The organism is Mucilaginibacter sp. P4_G9, from assembly GCF_056400985.1.
On record NZ_JBFUKF010000616.1, the window covers coordinates 1 to 2,143 of the forward strand.

A 2,143-nucleotide genomic window follows, 5' to 3' on the forward strand; every position below is an offset into this window, starting at 1 on the left:
ATACTATCCGAAGGAGTAAAAACCCTATTTTTAACTATTCCGGCTTGTATGTAATTATTTTCAGTTAGTTTCCAAAAGAAATTAAATTTGGTATAAAGATTTTTGGGTTGAAGTCCATCGAGTAAATCGAAATTAGTACCAATGAATATGAGCGGTTCAAAATTAGAATTGGTGGTTAAGTCGGATTTGTATGGCTCTATATATAATTCAAGCGATTTATTACTTGTTGCATCTATCAATTGAGATGTGCCATCTTCTTTTGTTATATTTATTTGTAAAACGGCAATCCGTTCATGTGAACTATCCCTTATAATTACTATAGGGATCTTTAAAATAGAATCTTTACTCAGGTCATTTATTATATAGCTTTTTTGATCCAACAAAATATTATTTGATGCTAAATTTGATTTTTCGGCAGAAAAACTCAATACCACCTTTAAATTCTTAAGTGCACTACTTTCATCTTTTGTGAATTTCACATGTGCTTGATAACGATATTGTTTTTCCTTCGATGTATAAACAGTATCATTTTTGAGGATAAAACCTGCTTTAATTATTTCAGCGGAGGTATCGGCCAGGCTGTATAAAGGGATGCTTAACATGGCAAAGCCGATTAATAATATTATCTTTTTCATGATTTTAAAGTTTTTGATCATCCAAATCTCGGAAGGAAACTAAGCGGATAAAAAGTAAAATGACCTTTAGCAACAGGGTGATTTTACGGTAAAAAAAAGCACAAACACCTTGATTTTGTGATACTTAATGCAGACTTTAGTTAAAACAAAACTTTAAAATTATGGAAGGTGAAAATTGTAAACCAAATGAATGGAAAGTGTACGGCAAACGTTTAGATAGTAAACAGCTATCGGGAATTGGCACTGGTGATATTACCATTAAGGAGCAGATAAGCTCTCTGATAATGGGGAGAAATCCTATCCGAACGAAAATCCCTGCTGAGCGAACCTTCGCCGAGGTTGACAGAACCTCCCGCGATACCTTTGGGGTGCCTGTTACAGCTAATCCGGGACAAGGGACTTTAATATTTGTTTATGTACCTTATAGCTGAAATACGGAAGAAACTACCGCATGGCTGCCTCGTAGTTCACACACCAAGTCTGCACTATGCCTCGATCCACTATGTAGTACTTCAGCCTACAACCAGTATTTTTATCGCACCACTCCCTTATAGGTAAACCTCTTTTTATCTATCAAACAGGTACGGGCAAAATCAAAGTAAAACGATTTTGGGTATTTTTAATAATTGAAAATAAGTATTTTTAAATCAATTATTTAAACCGCTTAGTGATGACTGTAACCGAAATAATGGCCGACCTGCAGGCGCATGGCAGCGAAAGCATTAAAAACATTTTGTTGAAGCATGGCGTTAAAGAGCCCTTTTTTGGCGTAAAGATTGAGCATTTAAAAACCATCCAAAAAAAGATAAAAAAAGACTACCAGTTAGCTAAGGACCTTTACGCCACCGGCAACGCCGATGCCATGTACCTGGCCGGCCTTATTGCCGATGATGAAAAGATGACCCGGGCTGATCTGCAAACCTGGGCCGAAGAGGCGCTCTCCAATAACATTAACGAATACACGGTACCATGGGTGGCCGCAGGCAGCAAGCATGGCTACCAGTTGGCTATGGAATGGATTGATAACAAACAGGATTATATCGCAGCTGCAGGGTGGTCTACCCTGGGCAATCTCAGCGCTTTAAAGGCTGACAGCGACCTGGATCTTGAAGCTTACCGGGCTTTGCTGGCCAGGGCGATCAAAAACATCCATACTTCGGGCAACAGGGTAAGGTCGCGGATGAATATTTTTGTAATAAATGTAGGCTGCTATATAAGTGCCTTAACCGAAGAAGCCATCGCCGCTGCCGGCCAAATTGGCGAAGTTTATGTTGATACCAACGGCACCAGCTGCAAAGTGCCCGATGCCATAACTTATATTAACAAGGTAAAAGATCGCGGATCACTCGGCAAAAAGAAAAAAACGGTGAAGTGCTGAGTTTTGCATATCCGAATCGCTTATAGAAACCCTTGCCACTCCCCCCGGTTGGGCTACTGTGTACACATATTTTTTGTCGACAAAAAATTAAAATCAATAAAAACATGTGTACACAGTATCCTTTAGAAGG

General features: G+C 39.0%; 3 protein-coding genes. 2 read left to right on the forward strand and 1 reads right to left on the reverse strand.

Annotation, left to right across the window (positions count from 1 at the left end; genetic code table 11):
- The coding region (locus AC1DPZ_RS25960) for a hypothetical protein (RefSeq protein ID WP_477408945.1) at positions 1–635 on the reverse strand (635 nt) is incomplete at its 3' end.
- 161 nt (positions 636–796) lie between these two features.
- Between AC1DPZ_RS25960 and AC1DPZ_RS25965 the strand changes: the two genes are divergently transcribed.
- Together AC1DPZ_RS25965 and AC1DPZ_RS25970 are read left to right on the forward strand one after the other, a co-directional pair.
- Positions 797–1,066, forward strand: a complete 270-nt coding sequence (locus tag AC1DPZ_RS25965; RefSeq protein ID WP_477408947.1) for a hypothetical protein — start codon at positions 797–799, stop codon at positions 1,064–1,066.
- A gap of 239 nt (positions 1,067–1,305) precedes the next feature.
- On the forward strand, positions 1,306–2,013 hold the full coding sequence (locus AC1DPZ_RS25970; RefSeq protein WP_477408949.1) for a DNA alkylation repair protein: 708 nt from the start codon (positions 1,306–1,308) through the stop codon (positions 2,011–2,013).
- Positions 2,014–2,143: the final 130 nt, after the last annotated feature.

Excerpts from the sequence above, each read along its gene's own strand:
- AC1DPZ_RS25970 (WP_477408949.1), top strand. The coding sequence starts at position 1,306 with ATGACTGTAACCGAAATAATGGCCGACCTGCAGGCGCATGGCAGCGAA.
- AC1DPZ_RS25965 (WP_477408947.1), top strand. The coding sequence starts at position 797 with ATGGAAGGTGAAAATTGTAAACCAAATGAATGGAAAGTGTACGGCAAA.